General features: G+C 65.3%; 16 protein-coding genes. 9 read left to right on the top strand and 7 right to left on the bottom strand.

Annotation, left to right across the window (positions count from 1 at the left end):
- Nucleotides 1-123 precede the first annotated feature (123 nt).
- The 4 genes from AABA84_RS27325 to AABA84_RS27310 form a co-directional block, all read right to left on the bottom strand.
- Entirely contained in the window at nt 124-252 is a 129-nt protein-coding gene (locus AABA84_RS27325; RefSeq protein ID WP_283814243.1) for a hypothetical protein, read from the bottom strand.
- 138 nt (nt 253-390) lie between these two features.
- Nucleotides 391-582, bottom strand: coding sequence for a hypothetical protein (locus AABA84_RS27320; RefSeq protein ID WP_212248252.1), 192 nt, complete (start codon nt 580-582; stop codon nt 391-393).
- A 173-nt stretch (nt 583-755) separates the two neighbouring features.
- A complete protein-coding gene (locus tag AABA84_RS27315; RefSeq protein ID WP_338313760.1) occupies nt 756-959 on the bottom strand; it encodes a hypothetical protein in 204 nt (67 codons plus the stop codon).
- Nucleotides 960-1,294: 335 nt separating this feature from the next.
- A complete protein-coding gene (locus AABA84_RS27310; RefSeq protein WP_338313714.1) occupies nt 1,295-1,762 on the bottom strand; it encodes a hypothetical protein in 468 nt (155 codons plus the stop codon).
- A 558-nt stretch (nt 1,763-2,320) separates the two neighbouring features.
- Here AABA84_RS27310 and AABA84_RS27305 point away from each other — a divergent pair.
- From AABA84_RS27305 to AABA84_RS27275, 7 genes are read left to right on the top strand one after another with little or no spacing between them, the layout of a single operon-like run.
- The gene (locus AABA84_RS27305) at nt 2,321-2,410 is read left to right on the top strand and encodes a K(+)-transporting ATPase subunit F (RefSeq protein WP_018641117.1); all 90 of its coding nucleotides are present in this window, start codon (nt 2,321-2,323) and stop codon (nt 2,408-2,410) included.
- A 3-nt stretch (nt 2,411-2,413) separates the two neighbouring features.
- Nucleotides 2,414-2,542 carry a hypothetical protein gene (locus AABA84_RS27300; protein ID WP_338313713.1) on the top strand — a complete coding sequence of 43 codons (129 nt, stop codon included), beginning with the start codon at nt 2,414-2,416 and terminating at the stop codon, nt 2,540-2,542.
- Nucleotides 2,539-4,242 carry a potassium-transporting ATPase subunit KdpA gene (gene kdpA / locus AABA84_RS27295; protein ID WP_338313712.1) on the top strand — a complete coding sequence of 568 codons (1,704 nt, stop codon included), beginning with the start codon at nt 2,539-2,541 and terminating at the stop codon, nt 4,240-4,242. Before AABA84_RS27300 ends, kdpA begins: the two co-directional genes overlap by 4 nt.
- A gap of 18 nt (nt 4,243-4,260) precedes the next feature.
- Nucleotides 4,261-6,375, top strand: a complete 2,115-nt coding sequence (gene kdpB / locus AABA84_RS27290) for a potassium-transporting ATPase subunit KdpB (protein WP_212248247.1) — start codon at nt 4,261-4,263, stop codon at nt 6,373-6,375.
- 57 nt (nt 6,376-6,432) lie between these two features.
- Nucleotides 6,433-7,038: a K(+)-transporting ATPase subunit C gene (locus tag AABA84_RS27285; protein ID WP_212248246.1), complete on the top strand. Its 606-nt coding sequence runs from the start codon at nt 6,433-6,435 to the stop codon at nt 7,036-7,038.
- Nucleotides 7,039-7,078: 40 nt separating this feature from the next.
- Complete coding sequence (locus tag AABA84_RS27280) at nt 7,079-9,802, top strand: sensor histidine kinase (RefSeq protein WP_212248245.1); 2,724 nt, start codon at nt 7,079-7,081, stop codon at nt 9,800-9,802.
- Nucleotides 9,799-10,488 carry a response regulator gene (locus AABA84_RS27275; protein ID WP_212248244.1) on the top strand — a complete coding sequence of 230 codons (690 nt, stop codon included), beginning with the start codon at nt 9,799-9,801 and terminating at the stop codon, nt 10,486-10,488. Before AABA84_RS27280 ends, AABA84_RS27275 begins: the two co-directional genes overlap by 4 nt.
- Before the next feature lie 136 nt (nt 10,489-10,624).
- Here the strand turns inward: AABA84_RS27275 and ku are convergent, their stop codons facing one another.
- Nucleotides 10,625-11,509 (bottom strand): non-homologous end joining protein Ku, encoded by an 885-nt coding sequence (gene ku, locus AABA84_RS27270; RefSeq protein WP_212248243.1) that lies wholly within the window; start codon nt 11,507-11,509, stop codon nt 10,625-10,627.
- A gap of 118 nt (nt 11,510-11,627) precedes the next feature.
- Here ku and ligD point away from each other — a divergent pair, with 118 nt between their 5' ends.
- A complete protein-coding gene (ligD, locus tag AABA84_RS27265) occupies nt 11,628-14,315 on the top strand; it encodes a DNA ligase D (protein WP_212248241.1) in 2,688 nt (895 codons plus the stop codon).
- 126 nt (nt 14,316-14,441) lie between these two features.
- Here the strand turns inward: ligD and AABA84_RS27260 are convergent, their stop codons facing one another.
- Complete coding sequence (locus AABA84_RS27260; protein ID WP_007595743.1) at nt 14,442-14,606, bottom strand: DUF3309 family protein; 165 nt, start codon at nt 14,604-14,606, stop codon at nt 14,442-14,444.
- Between the two features lie 180 nt (nt 14,607-14,786).
- Between AABA84_RS27260 and AABA84_RS27255 the strand changes: the two genes are divergently transcribed.
- Nucleotides 14,787-15,104, top strand: coding sequence for a polyhydroxyalkanoic acid system family protein (locus AABA84_RS27255; RefSeq protein ID WP_338313711.1), 318 nt, complete (start codon nt 14,787-14,789; stop codon nt 15,102-15,104).
- A gap of 2 nt (nt 15,105-15,106) precedes the next feature.
- Here AABA84_RS27255 and treY read toward each other — a convergent pair whose 3' ends face one another.
- Nucleotides 15,107-17,893 (bottom strand): malto-oligosyltrehalose synthase, encoded by a 2,787-nt coding sequence (treY, locus tag AABA84_RS27250; protein WP_338313710.1) that lies wholly within the window; start codon nt 17,891-17,893, stop codon nt 15,107-15,109.
- Nucleotide 17,894 lies beyond the last annotated feature (1 nt).

Raw genomic sequence — 17,894 nt, 5'->3', positions numbered from 1 at the left:
CGCCAGATCGGCCGGGGCTTTTCCGCCGGACGGGCGGCGTCAACCGGGCATCGCCACCGCGCTGCGGGCCCGGCTGCTCGCGGCATAGGCAGCCATGGTCAGTTCGCGGTTGGAGCGGAGGAGCTAGACGCCGAGCCCGCGTGCGACAAGCGTGATCACCAGCGTCAGGATGGCGCCCCAGATCAGGCTCAGCGTCATGGTCAGGATGGTCATTGTGACCGCCTGCTCGAGATGTCCCTTGAAGGGCTGCATGCTAGCCGTCCGAGGCCGGGCGCGCGGTGATGCGCATGCCCAGCAGCAATGCGCCCATCAATGCGACCAGGATGACGATCTTGAGCTCGATCATGTCGTTACCTCGTCTGCAGGGGCATGATGTCTGCCGCACCCGGGTCAGGCGTGGAGATGCCAGACATAGATTGCCGTCCGCAGCGCAATGAGCGCGGTGAGCACGCTGCCCATCGAGAGCAGGGTCAGCGCGCCGAGCGCGAGGCGCTTGAGCCGGGCCTTGCGCGCTGCCGATATCCGCGCCGGGCGCTCCGCCCAGGCGAGAGGCCGTTCAAGGCCGTGTGTCAGCATCGACATTTTCGGAAGTCCTTGTCTGTGGTGCGGCGAGAGCCGTCCCAATCCGTCTCGTAGGATGATGATCGCGGCGTAGGATTGCGAGATGAGTGCCGGGGCCGCCGTATAGGAATGTCATAAGGAAACCGGACGTCGCGCCGGCCGCCGAGACGATCGAGCTCCGTGGCAGCGTCGCGTCAGGCGCCGACGCCATCGATCAGTTCCTCGTCTGTGATCGCGGCGAAGGCCTTCGCGACCTCCGCCCGGCCGGCGGCGTCCAGCGGAACGATCGGTAGCCGCGTGTCCGGCCGCATCAAGCCGAGCATGCCGAGGGCGCTCTTGAGCGCCGCCGGGCTCTCCCTGGAGAGGCAGGTGACGAGGGGAATCAGGCGCTTATGCAGGTAGCGTGCGGATTGCAGCCGGCCTTGCCTGACCTGCGAGAAGATCGTGCTGTTCCTGGGCGACCCATTGTCCCCGGCGATTCCTGCCGATGAAGACGATGGTCGAAAGCGAGCTGCACGAGGGAGGTTCGACGAATTTCACGGATCTATTCCTTCTGAACGATGCCGGCTCGGGACGCGTGTCTCTGCCTGCGCGCTCAATATCCTCAGTGACGAATATGATTTCGAGGGCGGAGGCGCGGCGATCTCATAGGAAGGTCATAAAGCCGGGAAGGAGCGGTCGCACAGGCCACGTCGTTGACGACGCGGAGTAGCGCGAGCAGTGCGAGCCTGCCCTAGCCGCAATTGTCGCAGGCGAGCGGCTCGTAAAGCGGATCCGGCACAGGGCGAACGGATGGAACGCTCGGCCGCGGCACGTCCGCGGCCAATGCCCGGACCCCGACGAGGGCCGACAGCAGAGCCAGTGCGAGGTCGGAATGGCGCGCCTCGACCGCGGCGTCCAGCCAGTCCGGCAGCTCGCGCTCGCGCGACAGTGCACAATGCCACTCGCCCTCGTCATAGGCGATGCGGCGGACCTGCCACATCGGCAGCTCGAGCTCGATCAGCGCCAGCGCCGCATCGGCCCAGGCCTCGACGTCGATCAGGCGCATGATGCGTGCGGGGCGTTCGCCCTCGGCGAGCGTGGGGACACGCCGGCAGGCGTGCGCGATGATGTCGAGCATCAGCGGCCGGGTCATCGCCGGTGCCGCGCGAAGCTGCTGGTCGAGGGAAGGTGGGTCGAGGCGTCGGAAAGCGGCGGTCATGTCAGGCCTCCTGGAGTTGGCGTCGGTCAGTCGGCCGGCCTTGCCAGGATGGCGGGCAGTGCATTTGAAAACGAGATGGGGAAGGGGTCGGAGATATAGGGATTTCATAAGTGGCGCGTGGGTGGGCGAGGGGCGCAATCGCCCCATTCTCCGCTGTCATCCCCGCGCACGCGGGGATCCATAACCACAGGCAGTAGCTGAGGCGCAAATCAGGTCACTCCGAGTCCTCGCCCAACCCGGGACGACGGGGGTTGTCTTCCGATCTCGGCCCGCGCCGGCCTTTATGAGATTCCTATATCTTCGCCATAGCCCTCATCTCGAAAACCTATGTCCGGGGTGGCACTTCAGCACGGTCGAAAATCCGAGCTGTCGCCCGTGGAAATGCGCTCCATTTCCGGCGCGAGCCGCCGGGTCACCGTGAGAAAGTTGCGCCGGATCTGATGGTGCAATGAGGAGTATCGCCATGATGGACATCCTGATGCTGTCGCTGGGCTTCGTCTTCTTCGCCCTCGCGATCGGCTACACCTACGCCTGCGAACGGCTGTGACGGAGCAAACCATGATCTTCGATTATGCGCTCGCCGGTGCCGTCTCGTTCGGTCTGCTGGTCTACCTCACCTATGCGCTGCTGCGGCCCGAGCGGTTCTGACCCGTGCTGCTGCTCGTCGAATTGCTGCTGGCGAACGCCGTGCTCGTCGCCTGCCTGCTGACGGTGCTCCTGCCGCTGTTGCGGGCAAAAAGTCTGAAGGATTGCACCAAGCCTGAAGGGTTGATTCCATGACCGTGATCGGTTGGCTCCAGATCATTCTGTTTTGCACCATTATTGTTGCGCTGACCAAGCCGCTCGGCTGGTACATGACGCGCGTGTTTGGCGGCGAGCGGACCTTCCTGTCGCCGGTGCTGCGCCCGATCGAGGCCGGCATCTACTGGTTCTCCGGTGTCGACGAGAAGCGCGAGCAGCATTGGCTGACCTACACGGTTGCAATGCTGCTGTTCCATGTCGGCGGCTTCCTGATCATCTACGGCGTGATGCGGCTCCAGGCCGTGCTGCCCTTCAATCCGGCCGGGCAGGGCGCGGTCGCCGAGGATCTTTCCTTCAACACCGCGGTCTCCTTCATCACCAACACCAACTGGCAGAACTACGGCGGCGAGAGCACGCTGTCCTATCTCGTCCAGATGCTCGGGCTGACCCATCAGAACTTCCTGTCGGCGGCAACCGGCATCGCGCTGGCCATGGCCCTGATCCGCGGGTTCTCGCGTGCCTCGATGCGCACGGTCGGCAATTTCTGGGTCGACGTCACCCGCTGCACGCTCTACGTGCTGCTGCCGATCTGCGTCGTCTACGCGCTGTTCCTGGTCTGGCAAGGCATGCCGCAGACGCTCGGTCCGTATATCGAGGCGACCACGCTCGAAGGCGCCAAGCAGACCATCGCGGTCGGGCCGGTTGCCTCCCAGGTTGCCATCAAGATGCTCGGCACCAATGGCGGCGGCTTCTTCAACGCCAATGCCGCCCACCCCTTCGAGAACCCGACCGCGCTGTCGAACTTCGTGCAGATGCTGTCGATCTTTGCACTGGGTGCCGCGATGACCAACGTGTTCGGCCGTATGGTCGGCAACCAGCGCCAGGGCTGGGCGATCCTGTCCGTGATGGGCGTGCTGTTCGTCGCAGGCGTCGCCATCACCTATTGGGCGGAGGCCAATGGCACCTCGACCATGCATGCGCTGGGCCTGACCGGCGGCAACATGGAGGGCAAGGAGGTTCGCTTCGGCATCGTCGCGTCCTCGCTGTTCGCCGTCGTCACCACGGCCGCGTCGTGCGGCGCGGTCAACGCCATGCATGACAGCTTCACCGCGCTCGGCGGCATGATCCCGCTGATCAACATGCAGCTCGGCGAGATCATCATCGGCGGCGTCGGCGCCGGCCTCTATGGCATGCTGCTGTTCGTCGTGCTCGCGATCTTCGTGGCGGGACTGATGGTCGGCCGCACGCCGGAATATGTCGGCAAGAAGATCGAGGCACGCGAGGTCAAGATGGCGATGCTCGCGATCCTGGTGCTGCCGCTGATGTATCTCGGCTGGACCGCGGTCGGCGTGGTCTATCCGGCGGCGGTCGCCTCGATGGCCAATGCCGGCCCGCACGGCTTCACCGAGGTGCTCTATGCCTTCACCTCGGCGACCGGCAACAACGGCTCGGCCTTCGCGGGCCTGACCGGCAACACCCTGTTCTACAACCTCACGCTGGCAAGCGCGATGTTCGTTGGCCGCTTCTTCATGATCGTCCCGGCGATGGCGATTGCGGGCTCGCTGGCCGCCAAGAAATCCATCCCGCCGTCGGCAGGCACCTTCCCGACCACGGGGGGGCTGTTCGTCGGCCTCGTCGTCGGCGTGGTCCTGATCATCGGCGGCCTGACCTTCTTCCCGGCACTCGCGCTCGGCCCGATCGTCGAGCATCTGGCGATGAACGCCGGCAACCTCTTCTGATTGTCTGGAGTGACCTCCATGGATACGATGAAACTGCAAAAACGTGCTGCCGTCTCGGCAATGGCCGATCCGAAGATCGTGCTGCCGGCGATCCGCGGCTCCTTCACCAAGCTCGATCCGCGGCTGATGGTCAAGAACCCCGTGATGTTCGTGGTCGAGATCGTGGCCGCGCTGACGACGGTGATCTTCCTGCGTGACGTCGTCACGGGCGGCGCTGGCCTCGGCTTCACCTTCCAGATCATCGTCTGGCTCTGGTTCACGGTGCTGTTCGCCAATTTCGCCGAAGCGGTCGCCGAAGGCCGCGGCAAGGCGCAGGCTGAATCGTTGCGCAAGACCCGCACCGAGAGCCAGGCCAAGCTGCTGACCGGCGCCGGCCAGGCCTTCAATCTCGTGCCGGGCACGAGTCTGAAGGTCGGCGACGTCGTGCTGGTCGAGGCCGGCGACACCATTCCCTCCGACGGCGAGGTGATCGAGGGCGTTGCGTCCGTGAACGAGGCCGCCATCACCGGCGAGTCCGCGCCCGTCATCCGCGAATCCGGCGGCGACCGTTCCGCGGTGACCGGCGGCACGCAGGTGCTGTCAGACTGGATCCGCGTCCGCATCACGGCCGCGCAAGGCTCGACCTTCATCGATCGCATGATCAAGCTGGTCGAGGGCGCCGAGCGGCAGAAGACGCCGAACGAGATCGCGCTCAACATCCTGCTCGCCGGTCTCACCATCATCTTCGTGTTCGCAACCGTGACCATTCCGAGCTATGCGGCCTATGCTGGCGGCTCGATCTCGGTGATCGTGCTGGTCGCGCTGTTCGTGACGCTGATCCCGACTACCATCGGCGCGCTGTTGTCAGCGATCGGCATTGCCGGCATGGACCGCCTGGTGCGCTTCAACGTGCTGGCGATGTCCGGCCGCGCCGTCGAGGCCGCCGGCGACGTCGACACGCTGCTGCTGGACAAGACCGGCACCATCACGCTCGGCAACCGGCAGGCGACGGCGTTTCGCCCGGTGCGCGGCGTGACCGAGCAGGAGCTCGCCGACGCAGCCCAGCTCGCTTCCCTCGCCGACGAGACGCCGGAAGGCCGTTCCATCGTGGTGCTGGCGAAGGAGAAATACGGCATCCGCGGCCGCGACATGGCGGAGCTCGGCGCCACCTTCATCCCGTTCACGGCGCAGACCCGCATGAGCGGCGTCGATGCCGGCCGCTCGTCGGTGCGCAAGGGCGCGGTCGATGCCATGCTGAACTATGTCGGTGGCGGCGCGCCGCTGGCGGTTGCTTCGGGCAACGCGGCGCGGGCGATCCAGCCGGCCGGGCTTTCGGATATCGGCCGGGAGGTGCAGACCATCGCCGACGAGATCGCCAAGGCCGGCGGCACCCCGCTGGCGGTTGCCAGGGACGGCAAGCTGCTCGGAATCATCCAGCTCAAGGACATCGTCAAGGGCGGTATCCGCGAGCGTTTTGCCGAGCTGCGCCGCATGGGCATCCGCACCATCATGATCACCGGCGACAACCCGATGACCGCGGCTGCAATCGCGGCGGAGGCGGGCGTCGACGATTTCCTGGCGCAGGCAACCCCCGAGGACAAGCTCAAGCTGATCCGCGACGAGCAGGCCAAAGGCAAGCTGGTCGCCATGTGCGGCGACGGCACCAACGATGCGCCGGCGCTCGCGCAGGCCGACGTCGGTGTCGCTATGAACACGGGCACGCAAGCCGCCCGCGAGGCCGGCAACATGGTCGATCTCGACTCCAACCCGACCAAGCTGATCGAGGTGGTCGAGATCGGCAAGCAGCTCTTGATGACGCGTGGGGCGCTGACGACGTTCTCGATCGCCAATGACGTCGCAAAGTATTTTGCGATCATCCCGGCGATGTTCCTGGCGTTCTACCCCCAGCTCAATGTGCTCAACGTCATGAACCTGTCGAGCCCGCAGAGCGCGATCCTGTCGGCGATCATCTTCAACGCGCTCATCATCATCGCGCTGATCCCGCTCGCGCTGAAGGGCGTGGCCTACCGCGCGGTCGGTGCCGGCGCGCTGCTCCGGCGCAACCTCTTGATCTACGGCCTCGGCGGTATCGTCATTCCCTTCATCGGTATCAAGGCGATCGACCTCGTCGTGACCGCCTTGCACCTGGCTTGACCCGTCGGCGCACGGCGCATGGCGCCGCGCGCAACGACGAAGACTTAGGAGACCAACATGCTCAGAGAAATCCGCCCCGCCATCGTCCTCTTGCTGGTGCTCACCGCCATCACCGGCCTTGCCTATCCGCTCGCGATGACGGCCATCGCCGGCGCACTCTTTCCCGCGCAGGCTCAGGGCAGCCTGATCGAGAAGGACGGCACGGTGATCGGCTCCGCCCTGATCGGGCAGGAGTTTAGGGACGACAAATATTTCCACGGCCGTCTCTCGGCGACGGTTGCGCCGGACCCCAATGATTCGACCAAGACGGTGTCCGCGCCCTACAACGCCGCCAATTCGGGCGGCTCCAATCTCGGCTCGACCAGCAAGGCGCTGGCCGATCGGTTGAAGGAAGATGTGGACAAGCTGAAGGCCGAGAATCCGAACGCCGCCGTGCCGGTCGACCTGGTGACGACCTCGGCCAGCGGCCTCGACCCTGATATCTCGCCGGAAGCGGCGCAATTTCAGGTGCCGCGCGTGGCCAAGGCGCGGAATATGCCGGAGGATCAAGTGAAGCAGCTCGTGGCCGCCAATACCGAAGGCCGCTTGCTCGGCCTGATTGGCGAACCCAGGGTTAACGTTCTGGCACTGAATCTCTCGCTGGATCGCGCCGCCGCCAGGTAGCGGTCTAGGCTCGCGTCACGCAGATGATTATATTGGCAAAATGGTCCGAGAGCGCCGCGATCCCGAACAACGTCCGTCGCCCGAGGCGCTGCTGGAAGCGGCGCGGCGGGAAGGGAGCGCGAGCGGCAAGCTGAAGGTTTTCGTCGGCGCCGCCCCCGGCGTCGGCAAGACCTACGAGATGCTGCAAAGCGCCCACGCCAAGCGCAAGGCCGGCATCGACGTCGTGGTCGGCTTCGTCGAGACCCACGGCCGTGCCGAGACCGAGGCGCTGGTGCGCGGGCTCGAAGTGGTCCCGCGCAAGCGGCTCGACTACCGCGGCCAGATCGTCGAGGAGATGGACCTCGATGCAGTGATCGCGCGCCGGCCGCAGATCGCGTTGGTCGACGAGCTCGCCCACACCAATGCGCCCCTTTGCCGCCATCCCAAGCGCTATCTCGACGTCGAGGAGCTGCTCTCCCACGGCATCGACGTCTACACCGCCGTCAACATCCAGCACATCGAGAGCCTGAACGATGTCGTCGCCCAGATCACCCATGTCAGGGTGCGCGAGACCGTGCCGGACTCGGTGTTCGATCGCGCCGACGCGATCGAGCTGATCGACCTCACGCCCGACGATCTGATCCAGCGCCTGAAGGAGGGCAAGGTCTATGTGCCCAAGCAGGCCGAGCGTGCGCTGGAGCATTATTTCTCGCCGGGGAACCTGACGGCGTTGCGCGAGCTCGCTTTGCGGCGCACGGCCGAGCGGGTCGATGAACAGCTCCTCAATCACATGCAGGCCAATGCGATTCCCGGGCCCTGGGCCGTCGGCGAGCGCATTCTCGTCTGCGTCAGCGAGGATCCGCGTGCGGCCGGTCTCGTCCGCTACACCAAGCGGCTGGCCGACCGGCTGCATGCGCCATTCACCGCGGTTTCGATCGAGACGCGGCGATCGCTGCAATTGTCCGATGAGCAGCGCGACCGGCTGGCCGATACGCTGCGGCTCGCGGAATCGCTCGGCGGCGAGGCGTTGACCATTCCGGCGGTCGGCCGCCGCATTGCCGATGACGTCGTCAATTTCGCACAAGGCAACAACGTCACCCAGATCGTGATCGGCAAGTCGACGCGCTCGCGCTGGTTCGAGATGACGCGCGGCTCGGTCGTGCACGACCTGGTGCGACGCGCCGGCAATATCACGGTTCATGTCATCGCCGGCGACGAGCTGCCCGGCGAAGCGGCGCCCAAGACGGCGGTGCAGACCGCCGCGCGGTCGGAGCCGTTCAATCCGCTGCCCTATCTTAAATCGCTCGGCATCGTGCTGATCGGCCTCGGCGCCGCCGAGCTGATTCAGCCGCGGTTCGGCATCGAGAACGTCGACCTCGTGCTGCTGACGGCGGTGGTCGCGGTCGCGGTCCGCTACGGACTATGGCCGTCGTTGCTTGCCACCGTCGCGGCCTCGCTCTGTTACAATTTCTTCTTCCTGCCGCCGATCTACACCTTCACGATCACCGACCCGACCAACGTCGCCGCCTTCGTGCTGTTCATGGCGGTGGCGATGATCGTCTCCAATGTCGCGGCGCGCGTGCGCACCCAAGCCGATGCCGCCATCGGCCGGATCAGGATGAGCGAGCAGCTCTACGCCTTCAGCCGCAAGCTCGCCGGCACCGCGACGCTCGACGACGTGCTGTGGGCGACGGCCTACCAGATCGCGTTGATGCTGAAAGTCAGGGTGGTGCTGCTGCTGCCGGAAGAGGGCCTGCTCACGGTGAAATCCGGCTATCCGCCCGAGGACGAGCTCGATCAGGCCGATCTCGCCGCCGCTAACTGGGCCTGGAGCAACGACCGCCCCGCCGGCCGCGGCTCGGACACGCTGCCGGGTGCAAAACGGCTGTTCCTGCCGATGCGCACCGGGCGCGGCCCGATCGGGGTGATCGGCATTGACGACGACCGCACCGGTCCGCTGCTGACGCCGGACCAGCGCCGCCTGCTCGATGCGCTGGTCGACCAGGGCGCGCTCGCGATCGAGCGCGTGCTGCTGGTCGAGGACATGGACCGCGTCAAGCGCACCGTCGAATCCGAGCGGCTGCGCTCGGCGCTGTTGACCTCGATCTCGCACGATTTGAAGACGCCGCTCGCCTCGGTGCTCGGGGCGGCCTCCACCATGCGCGATCTCGCCGGCGCGCTTTCCGACACCGAGAAGCGCGACCTGCTCGCGACCGTGATCGACGAATCCGAGCGGCTCAACCGCTTCATCGCCAATCTGCTCGACATGACCAAGCTCGAGTCGGGTGCCATCGTGCCCAACGCGGCCCTACACGATCTCAGTGAGATCGTGGGTAGCGCGCTGCGGCGTGCAGCCAAGATTCTCACGGCGCACGAGGTCGATCTGGTGCTGGCCGCCGATCTGCCGATGCTGCAGCTCGATGCCGTGCTGTTCGAGCAGGTGCTGTTCAACCTGCTCGACAATGCCGCCAAATACTCGCCACCCGAGACCTCCATCTCGATCCGCAGCCGACGCGACAGCGATCATGTCGTGCTCGAGATCGCGGACGAGGGGGCCGGCATCCCGCCTGATGAGCTCGAGAGCGTGTTCGACAAGTTCTACCGCGTGCAGAAAGGCGATCATGTCCGTCCCGGCACGGGGCTCGGGCTCGCCATCTCGCGCGGCTTCGTCGAGGCGATGCGGGGCACGATCTCGGCCGCCAACCGCAGCGACCGCAGTGGCGCTGTCCTCACCATCCGTCTTCCCGTTCCGGCAGAGAGCCGCGCATTGGATACCGCCGCATGAGCGCAGCCCCGATCAAGGTCCTGGTCATCGACGACGAGCCGCCGATCCGCAAATTGCTGCGGATGGGGCTGACGACGCAAGGCTATGAAGTCCTGGAAGCGTCGAACGGCAGGACTGCGCTGGAGAGGCTCGTTGAGGAGCCGGCGCTGATCATCCTCGATCTCGGCCTGCCCGACGTGCAGGGACACGAGCTGCTGCGCACCATCCGCGCCCGCAACGAAGGCGTGCCGATCGTGGTGTTGTCGAGCCGCGGCGACGAAGCCGGCAAGGTACAGGCGCTCGATCTCGGCGCCGACGATTATCTCACCAAGCCGTTCGGCATGGACGAGCTTCTGGCACGCCTGCGCGCCGCGCTGCGGCATCAGCTCCAGGTCCAGGGCGAGCGCCCGGTGTTTCGCTGCGGTGATCTCTCGGTCGATCTCGTCCGCCGCATCGTCAAGATCGGCGAGCGCGAGGTGAAGCTGTCGCCAAAGGAATACGACCTGCTGCGCGTGCTGGTGCAGCACGCCGGCAAGGTGCTGACCCACCGCTTCCTGTTGAAGGAACTGTGGGATGAACTGACGGACGCGCAATACTTACGCGTCTACGTCCGCCAGCTCCGCCAGAAGATCGAAGCCGATCCGGAACGGCCGCAATATGTGCTGACCGAGACAGGGATCGGGTACCGGTTGAAGGCGGGGGATTAGGCTCCGACTTCGACAGCACGTAGGGTGGGCAAAGGCGCAAAGCGCCGTGCCCACCATTCTCGCGATTTTGATAAAGGTGGTGGGCACGCTCCGCTTTGCCTACCCTACGATATCGAGTGCTGGGCGAGCCGTCCCTTCATCCCGCCTTGCGATGCCGCGCCGTCGACCGATGCGTCTTCTTCGCAGCCCGCTGCCGTCCAGTTGCCCGCCGCGCATGGGACTTCGCTGCCGTCTTCTTGCCGCCACGTCCCTTCAGGCTCTGTTTCAGCGCGTCCATCAGGCTGACGACGTTGCTGGGGTGCTCCTCGGGCTCCGGCAGCTCGATCTTCTTGCCAGACGCCTTGCGTTTCACCAGCGCCTTCAGCGCGTTCTCGTACTCGTCCTTGAACTTGCCGGGGTCGAAATGCGCGGCCTTGGTCTGGAGGATATGGCTGGCAAGCTCGACCATGTCCTTGGTGATCTTCGGGCTCTTGATGTCGTCGAAGAACTGGTCCTCGTCGCGCAGCTCGTAAGGAAAGCGCAGCGTGGTGCCGAGCAGGCCCTTGCCGAGCGGCTCGATCGCCATGATGTGCTCGCGGTTGGTGAGCACGATCTTGGCGAGCGCCACACGGTCCTGGTCCTTCATGGCGTCGCGGATCACCGCAAAGGCATCGACCGCGGCCTTGCCGTCGGGTGCAAGGTAATAGGGATGGTTGAGGTAACGCTGGTCGATCTCCTCGCTCGGCACGAAGCTCTCGATGTCGATGGTATGGTTGCTCTCGATCTGGACCGCCTCGAGCTCTTCCGGCTCGATCTCGACGTATTTGCCTTTGCGCAGCTCGTAGCCGCGGCCTTTCTGGTCGCTCTCGACGACATCGCCGGTCTCGGCATCGATCATCTGCTGCTTGAGCCGGTTGCCGGTCTCGCGGTTGATCAGGTGAAACCGCGTCTTCTCGGCCGCCGTGGTCGCCGGGTAAAGCACGATCGGACAGCTGACCAGCGAGAGCTTCAACGTTCCCTTCCAATAGGCGCGCGGGGCCATTCCATTCTCCAGCGTTTTCAAGGCGTTTTGGAACCCCAACCGCCCCGCGGGGTTTTGGTTCCGGATGGGACTTTGGCCGTGATAGGCTTGAATCCCCGAAAGAGAAGCGGGACCAGTCGTGCTGCAAAAACTCTCCACCTATCGACAGAAGCGTGATTTCGAGAAAACACCGGAGCCGTCTGGCAAGACGGCGGTGACGCCGTCGAAGCAGCGGCGCTTCGTGATCCAGAAGCACGATGCGAGCCGGCTGCATTATGATTTGCGGCTCGAATTCGACGGCGTGTTCAAGTCCTGGGCGGTGACCAAGGGCCCCTCGCTCGATCCGCACGACAAGCGGCTGGCGGTCGAGGTGGAAGACCATCCGCTCGACTATGGCGATTTCGAAGGCACGATTCCGGAAGGGCAGTACGGCGGCGGCACGGTGATGCTGTGGGATCGCGGCACCTGGGAGTCGGAAGATCCCGAACGCGGCTTCAAGAAGGGCGATCTGAAGTTCACCCTGCATGGGGACAAGCTGCATGGAAGCTGGGTCCTGGTACGCATGCGCAACGACCGTACCGGCGGCAAGCGCACCAACTGGCTCTTGATCAAGCACCGCGACGAATTTGTCCGCGAAGGTGCCAAGAACAACATTCTCGATGAGGACAAGTCCGTCGCCTCCGGCCGTGCGATGGAGCAGATCGCCGAGGGCAAGGGGCGCGCGCCAAAGCCGTTCATGCTTGCCAAGGGTGCCAAGACCAAGGCCGACGCTGTCTGGCAATCCAACCGGGCCGAGGAAGCGAGAGGTCCCACGGTCAAGCCGGCGCCGCGCACGGCATTGAAGGGCGGCAAGATTTCCAAGAACAAGGCGGCGAAGAAGAAAGCCACAACTGCGACCAATGGCAGGAAGGTCGCCGAGATGCCGGACTTCGTGCCGCCGCAGCTCTGCACCTCGGTCGAGCGGCCGCCGGCCGGCGAGGGCTGGTGCCACGAGATCAAGTTCGACGGCTATCGCGTGCAGCTCCGGGTCGAGGACGGCAAGGCGACGCTGAAGACGCGCAAGGGCCTCGACTGGACCGACAAGTTCGCCTCGATCGCGAAGGAGGCGGCTGCGCTGCCGGACGTGATGATCGACGGGGAGATCGTGGCGCTCGATCACGACGGTGCGCCGAATTTCTCCTCGCTCCAGGCCGCGCTGTCGGACGGCAAGACCGAAGAGCTGATCTTCTTTGCCTTTGACCTCCTGTTCGCGGAGGATCTCGATTTTCGCCGTCTGACGCTCGGCGAGCGCAAGGTGCGGCTGAAGCAGCTGCTGAAGGCGCGCAAGCGGAAATCGGCTCAGATCCGCTATGTCGAGCATTTCGAGAGCGGCGGCGATGCGGTGCTGCAATCGGCCTGCAAGCTCGAGCTGGAAGGCGTGGTGTCGAAGAAGCTGGAGGCGCCCTATCGTTCCGGCCGCACCGAGAGCTGGACTAAGGCAAAGTGCCGCGCCGGCCATGAGGTCGTGATCGGCGGCTACAAGACCACCAACGGCAAATTCCGCTCGCTGATGGCCGGCGTGCATCGCGGCGATCATCTCGTCTTCGTCGGCATGGTCGGCACCGGTTTCGGTGCGGACAAGGTCAAGCGCATCATGCCGTCATTGAAGGCCATGGCGGCCAAGGAAAGTCCCTTCGGCGGCAAGAACGCGCCGAAGAGGAGCCGCGAGGTGCACTGGTTGAAGCCGGAGCTCGTCGCCGAGATCGAGTTCGCCGGCTTCACCGCCGACGGCAATATCCGCCAGGCCGCGTTCAAGGGCTTGCGGCAGGACAAGCCCGCCGAGGAAGTCGAGGCGGAGACGCCCGTCGACACCGAGCTTGCCGAGCCCACGCCCAGCAAGCGCGCGGCGAAGACGGCCAAGCGATCGAAGGATGCCGGCACCGCCGAGGTGATGGGCGTCGTCATCTCCAAGCCGGACAAGGAGCTCTGGCCCGACGGCGGTGACGGCGAGGGCGTGACGAAGCTCGATCTCGCGCGCTATTTCGAGGCGGTCGGGACCTGGATGATCGAACATCTGAAGGGGCGCCCGTGCTCGATCGTGCGTGCGCCCGACGGCATCGGCGGCGAGACGTTCTTCCAGCGTCATGCCATGCAGGGCACCTCGAATTTGCTCGAACTGGCCAAGGTCTCGGGCGATCGCAAGCCGTATTTGCAGATCGACCGCGTCGAAGGGTTGGCCGCCGTCGCGCAGATCGGCGGCGTCGAGCTGCATCCCTGGAATTGCGCGCCTGATGCCTACGATACGCCGGGCCGGCTGGTGTTCGATCTCGATCCGGCACCGGATGTGGAGTTCGCCGATGTCGTCGAGGCCGCCAAGGAGATGCGGCAGCGGCTGGCCGACATCGGCATGGAGAGCTTCTGCAAGACCACGGGCGGCAAGGGCCTGCATGTGGTGGTGCCGCTGCTTCACGGCGCGCGCGACAAGGTGAGCTGGAAGGAAGCCAAAGCCTTTGCGCAGGGCGTCTGCCAGTGGATGGCCGACGACGATCCAGAGCGCTATCTGCTCAACATGTCGAAGAAGCTGCGCAAGGGGAAGATCTTCCTCGACTATCTGCGCAACGACAGGATGTCGACGGCGGTAGCCCCGCTGTCGCCGCGTGCGCGGGCCGGAGCCATGGTTTCGATGCCCGTCACCTGGGCGCAAGTGAAGAGCGATCTCGATCCCAAGCGCTATACGCTGCGGACCGTGCCGGGCCTGCTGCCGCGGTCAAAGGCGTGGGAGGACTATGACGATGCGGCCGCGTCGATCAAGGCGGCGATGAAGAAGCTTGCGGCGAAGAAGAAGTAGGTTTGTCGCCTTGCGGCGGCGGCCGGCCTCGTGGGGTGGGCAAAGCGAAGCGTGCACACCGTTTCTTTGCAACGGCGAAGAAGGTGGGCACGGCGCAAGAGCGCCTTTGCCCACCCTGTCCTCGTCCTAGATCCGTCCCAGCAGCAGCAGGATCAACAGGATGACGATGACCAGTCCGAGGCCGCCGCCGCCGTAATAGCCGGTGCCGTAGAACGGGCCGCCGCCGATGCCGCTGAAGCCGCCAAGCAGGGCGATGACCAGAATGATCAGAATGATCGTACCGATTGACATGGGAATCTCCTCAGCCCTTTGTTGCAAGGGTCGTTTGCACCTGTCCCCTCGTGCGAGGGCAACTTGCCGCAGGGTTTTAGGTTCCGTTTTTGAAACAGGGCCACAGGTCCAAGTTGCATGGAACCTTTGCCGCGTCGTCCGGCATGACTATGTGAGGATCGATCATCACGGGGCAGGGCCATGTCAGCACCGCTTGTCGTTTCAATTCCGCATCATCTCGGCCGCGAGGAGGCGGTGCGCCGGCTCAAGACCGGGCTCGGCCGGGCGGCAGCCAGCATTCCCGTGATGCAGGTCGAGGAGGAGCGCTGGACCGGCGACAGCATGGCGTTTCGCATTCGCGCACTCGGGCAGATCGCGACGGGTCAGGTCGACGTCGCCGACGATCATGTCAAGGTGCAGGTGGTGCTGCCCTGGCTGTTGCAGCGCTTTGCCGAGATGGCGCAGGCCACGATCAGGAAGCGCGGGCAGTTGCTGCTGACCAAGGACGACGGAAAGTAACTTCAGCCGCGCACGCGCGGGCGCGCGGGCCTGATGGCGCTTGCCGTGCGGGCCTCGATGACAGCGGCGGGCAAATCGCGGAAGGCCTGCGTGACCGGCAGTTCGTGGCCCTGATGGCCCGTCGCGGCATAGCCCGTGATATCGACGGTCGCGTCAAATCCCTCCAGCGCGGGCCATTCCCGGCCCGCCTGGGTAAACGGCGCGAACTGACGCCCGACCATGACGATCGCCGCAGCGCGGCCATGGCGGCGGGCGAAGGCAATGACATGGTCGGCATGTGTGCCCCGCACCGCCAGCGGCTGATAGTCGCCTTGAGCGAAAACGTCGGCGAGCTCGTTGCGCAGCTTGAGAAGACGCCGTGTCCAGGCCAGCTTGATCAGGCCGTCCGGCCAGCTCTTGGTCAGGCCACGCCAATCCGGATCGTCCAATGACCCCAGCGCCGCGTGCCGCGCACCAAAGTCGACCGGGCGGCGGTTGTCGGGGTCGACTAGAGACAGATCCCAGAACTCGGTGCCCTGATAGAAGTCGGGCACGCCGGGCAGCGTCGCCTTGAGGGTGAGCTGGCTCAACGCGTTCAGCGCGCCCAGCAGTGCCACGCGCCGGGCCAGCGTTTGCAGCGAATCCAGGAATTCACCGGATTGTGCGGGATCGAGGACCTTGTCGATGAAGCTCTTGACGCCGTTCTCATAGGCTTCATGCGGGTTGAGCCAGCTCGTCTCTTCCTTGCCCTCGCGCGCGGCCTTCAGCGCATAAGCCTGGATGCGCTCGACGAAGCCGGCATCGATCGGCCCCTGAAGCGGCCAGGCTCCGAGCAGGGTCTGGTACAGCATGTATTCGAATGTTGCCGACGGTGCGCGGAAAGTTCCGCGGAGCGCCAGATGCGGCGCATTCAACACCTTCCAGCGCGCCACCGCGCTGGTCCATTCGCCGGGAATTTCGCTGAGCGCCGCGATGCGCGCGCGGGCGTCCTCACCGCGCTTGGTGTCATGCGTCGCGGTCGCGGTCATTCCGAGCGGCCATTCCCTGGCGCGGGCCTGCATGGTCTCGTGGAAGGCGGAAATCGTGAGCCCGGTGCTGGCGGGATCGCCGCCGACCTCGTTCAGCGCGAGCAGTCGGTGGAATTGATAGAACGCGGTGTCCTCCAGCGACTTCGCCATCATCGGCCCGGTGAATTGCTGCACTTTCAGCGCGAAACGACGCACGCGCGGGGCGCTGTGCGGGGGGCGGCCGGGCTTGAGCAGGTCCATGGTCAGCGCGTCGCGCAGGAAGTCGAAGATGCCTTCGTCCGCGGCGAACCATTCGGCGCGTGCGCGCGCGATGGTGTCGTCGATCAGCTTGCGGTCGGGCGCCGTCGGGGCGCTGTTGGTCAGATAGGTGCGGTACACCGGGAAATGCAGCACATAGAGCTCGAGCGCCTGCCGCAGGCTGTCGGCGGAGAAATCGCGCGTCGAGTAATGCCCGTTGGCGATGCGCGCGAGCAGGCGGGTCAGCACGGTGAATTCGCTGGTGAGCAGCGTCTCCAGCACGCGCCGCTTGGCGTCCTTGACGTAAGGCGCAAGCCGCGGCGGCCGGTTGCTGACCTGCCGCCAGGTCTCGTCCAGCGCCCCCAGTCCCCCGGCCTCGACCAGCGCATGGATGATGACGTTCATCCATTCATAGCCGGTGGTGCCCTGAACGCCGGCGAAGTGCGGCAGGCGTTCGTGCTCGCACAGGATCTTCTCGATCACCGTGTAGAACGGCTTTGTATTTCCCTGCGCGTCGCGCACCAGCCGGCGCAGCCGCTGGCAATATTGCGCGGGGTCGCGCAGGCCGTCGATGTGATCGAGCCGAATGCCCTGCAGCTTGCCGCTGGCGATGAGCTGCTTCACCAGCCGGTGCGTGGCGGCGAAGGTGCTCGCGTCCTCGACGCGCAGACCTGCGAGACCGTTGACGTCGAAGAAGCGGCGATAGTTGATGTCGCTGGAGGCAAGCCGCCAGTGCCCGAGCTTGTAGTGCTGGCGTTCGAGCAGATGATGCAGCGCCAGCGTCTGCGCGGGACGATCCTTGGCCGCGCGATAGGCCGCAAGGCCGCGATTGATGATATCGGCCGCGCCTGCGATCTCCTTAAGTTCCGCCTTGAACGCCGGTGCCTCCTTGCGGCTGGGACGGCGCAATCCGGTATATCGCGCCGCGAGCGACAGCAGGCGTTTGCCGGCCTCCGTCTCGGCGGCATCCGCTTCCTTCACGATCATGCGCAGCATCTCGCCATAGCGCTCCGGCGCGACGGGCAGGCGATGCTCGAAATACCAGGCGGAAAAGCTTCCCTGGTCCGAATCGTAGCGCAGCTCGATGTCGCCGCGCTCAAGCGCCTCGCCATAGGATGCCCCCAAGATCGGCAGCAGCACGCCGCCGCGGGCGCGGTAGGGCAGCAGGTCCCAGTCGATGTCGAAGGAGACCGCGTGGGGCGAAGCCTGGCCCCATTCCAGCACGTCGAGCCACCAGGGATTGTCGGCAAAATGCACACCGACATGGTTGGGCACGAAGTCGATGATGAGGCCGAGGTCGTGCTTGGTCAGCACCTCGCTCAGCCGGGCGAAGCCGGCTTCGCCGCCAAGCTCCGGATTGAACTGGCTGTGATCGACGGTGTCGTAGCCGTGGGTCGAGCCCTTGCGCGCCTTCATCACCGGCGAGGCATAGAGATGCGTGATCCCCAGCGCTTTCAGATAGGGCACCACCGCGGCGGCCTTGTCGAAGTCGAAATCCGCGGTGAGCTGAAGCCGGTAGGTCGCGAGCGGAATGGCGGGAGGCATC

It is taken from the genome of Bradyrhizobium sp. TM239, from assembly GCF_036247985.1.
Taxonomy (GTDB): Bacteria; Pseudomonadota; Alphaproteobacteria; order Rhizobiales; family Xanthobacteraceae; genus Bradyrhizobium; species Bradyrhizobium ottawaense.
Note: the sequence above shows the minus strand (reverse complement) of the source record. Positions and strands in the feature narration are given on the sequence as shown.

Coding starts and splice junctions, on each gene's coding strand:
- AABA84_RS27285 (WP_212248246.1), top strand. CDS start 6,433: ATGCTCAGAGAAATCCGCCCCGCCATCGTCCTCTTGCTGGTGCTCACC.
- AABA84_RS27305 (WP_018641117.1), top strand. CDS start 2,321: ATGATCTTCGATTATGCGCTCGCCGGTGCCGTCTCGTTCGGTCTGCTG.
- AABA84_RS27325 (WP_283814243.1), bottom strand. CDS start 252: ATGCAGCCCTTCAAGGGACATCTCGAGCAGGCGGTCACAATGACCATC.
- AABA84_RS27260 (WP_007595743.1), bottom strand. CDS start 14,606: ATGTCAATCGGTACGATCATTCTGATCATTCTGGTCATCGCCCTGCTT.
- AABA84_RS27255 (WP_338313711.1), top strand. CDS start 14,787: ATGTCAGCACCGCTTGTCGTTTCAATTCCGCATCATCTCGGCCGCGAG.
- kdpB (WP_212248247.1), top strand. CDS start 4,261: ATGGATACGATGAAACTGCAAAAACGTGCTGCCGTCTCGGCAATGGCC.
- kdpA (WP_338313712.1), top strand. CDS start 2,539: ATGACCGTGATCGGTTGGCTCCAGATCATTCTGTTTTGCACCATTATT.
- AABA84_RS27275 (WP_212248244.1), top strand. CDS start 9,799: ATGAGCGCAGCCCCGATCAAGGTCCTGGTCATCGACGACGAGCCGCCG.
- AABA84_RS27280 (WP_212248245.1), top strand. CDS start 7,079: ATGGTCCGAGAGCGCCGCGATCCCGAACAACGTCCGTCGCCCGAGGCG.
- ku (WP_212248243.1), bottom strand. CDS start 11,509: ATGGCCCCGCGCGCCTATTGGAAGGGAACGTTGAAGCTCTCGCTGGTC.
- AABA84_RS27320 (WP_212248252.1), bottom strand. CDS start 582: ATGTCGATGCTGACACACGGCCTTGAACGGCCTCTCGCCTGGGCGGAG.
- treY (WP_338313710.1), bottom strand. CDS start 17,893: ATGCCTCCCGCCATTCCGCTCGCGACCTACCGGCTTCAGCTCACCGCG.
- AABA84_RS27310 (WP_338313714.1), bottom strand. CDS start 1,762: ATGACCGCCGCTTTCCGACGCCTCGACCCACCTTCCCTCGACCAGCAG.